The organism is Agromyces humi, from assembly GCF_009720255.1.
GTDB lineage: Bacteria > Actinomycetota > Actinomycetes > Actinomycetales > Microbacteriaceae > Agromyces > Agromyces humi.
On sequence record NZ_WJSP02000579.1, the window covers coordinates 1 to 1,727 of the forward strand.

3 protein-coding genes are annotated in these 1,727 nt (G+C 72.8%); all 3 read left to right on the top strand.

Annotated features, from left to right (window positions below):
• On the top strand, positions 1–180 hold a 180-nt coding region (locus GH736_RS22475), incomplete at its 5' end, for an AraC family transcriptional regulator (protein WP_159607197.1).
• Between the two features lie 109 nt (positions 181–289).
• A complete protein-coding gene (gene ligD, locus GH736_RS22480; protein ID WP_159607199.1) occupies positions 290–1,525 on the top strand; it encodes a non-homologous end-joining DNA ligase in 1,236 nt (411 codons plus the stop codon).
• A partial coding sequence (locus GH736_RS22485) for an aminoglycoside phosphotransferase family protein (protein WP_328596950.1) occupies positions 1,522–1,727 on the top strand: 206 nt, incomplete at its 3' end. The genes ligD and GH736_RS22485, both read left to right, overlap by 4 nt.

Consider the following 1,727-nt stretch of genomic DNA (forward strand, 5'->3'; position numbering starts at 1 on the left):
GCCGCGCTCGCCGCCCCCGACGCGCCGGCCCTCGCCGACCTCGCGGCCGACCTGGGCTTCGCCGACCAGGCGCACCTCACCCGCGAGTTCCGCGCGGTGATCGGGGAGACACCACGACGCTATGCGCTCGCAGCCGCCGCGGCGGCGGCCGCGGCATCCGTCGCCCCGGGCCCGTCGTGAGGTGACGCGAATCGACCTCGTCCGTGCCGTGAAGGTCGATTCGCGTCATCTCGCGGCAATCGCGGGCCGCCACCTCCCATTCGGCGACGGGCCGTCCTAGGGTGAAGGCGTGAGTCCCGCCAAGGACGATGCCGAGCTCCTCGAGATCGAGGGTCGCGAGGTGCGTGTCAGCAGCCCCGGCAAGGTGGTCTTCCCCGAGCCTGGGCTCACCAAGCTCGATCTCGTGCGCTACTACCTCGGCGTCGCCGAGGGCGCGCTGCGCGGCGCGGCCGGCCGGCCGATGGTGCTGAAGCGCTTCGTGAAGGGCATCTCGCAGGAGGCGTTCTTCCAGAAGCGCGCGCCCGAGAAGCGGCCCGAGTGGATCGACACGGCAACACTGCACTACGCATCGGGAAACTCCGCCGAGGAGGTCGTGGTGCGGGATGCCGCGGCGCTCGCGTGGGTCGTGAACCTCGGCTGCATCGACCTCAACCCGCACCCCGTGCGTGCCGAGGACCTCGAGCACCCCGACGAGCTGCGGGTCGACCTCGACCCCATGCCGGGCGTCGACTGGTCGCAGATCGTCGACGTGGCGATGGTCGTGCGGGAGGTGCTCGCGGACCACGGGCTCGTCGGGTGGCCGAAGACCTCGGGGTCGCGCGGCATGCACGTCAACGTGCGGATCGAACCCGAGTGGACCTTCCGCGAGGTGCGCCTCGCCGCCGAGACGCTCGCCCGCGAGACCGAGTTGCGCGCCCCGGGGCTCGCCACGGCGCGGTGGTGGAAGGAGGAGCGCGGCGAGAGCGTCTTCGTCGACTTCAACCAGAACGCGAAGGACCGCACGGTCGCGTCGGCGTACTCCATCCGTCCGCTGCCCGACGCGCGCGTGTCGACCCCGCTCGACTGGGACGAGGTGCGCGACAGCCGGCCCGAGCGCTTCACCGTGACGACCGTGCTGCAGCGGTTCGCCGAACGCGGCGACCCGGCCGCGGGCATCGACGACGCGGCCGGACGCCTCGACGGCCTGCTGCGGCTCGCCGAGGAGTTGGGCCCCGCGGAGAAGCCGCCGAAGTCGTCTGACGGTTCGGGCCGGCGGCAGTCGACGATGCCGCTCATCGAGGTCGCGCGCACGAAGACGAAGCCCGAGGCCATGGAGGCGCTCGAACGATGGAAGGCGAAGCATCCGACCCTCGTGCCGATGCTGGAGCCCGCGGACGTGCTCGTCGACGGCATGCGCGGATCGAGCTCGCTCTGGTACCGGATCCGGGTGAACCTGCAGCACGTGCCCGAGGCGGAACGGCCCGGGCAGGAGGCGCTCGAGGCCGACTACGACCCCTGGGCCGGCAAGGAGTGGAACCGGTCGTGAGCGACCTCGGCCCCGTCGATCCCGGCCACGCCGGGGAGGCCGCGTGGTTGCGACGCTGGCGCGTGCGCCCCGACGGCGACCCCGTCACGACCGCCTCGAGCACCCTCACGCCCGTGCGCACCGAGGTCGGCGCACCCGCCATGCTCAAGGTCGCCCACACGGACGAGGAGGTGCGGGGCGCCGACCTGCTCGCCGCGCTCGA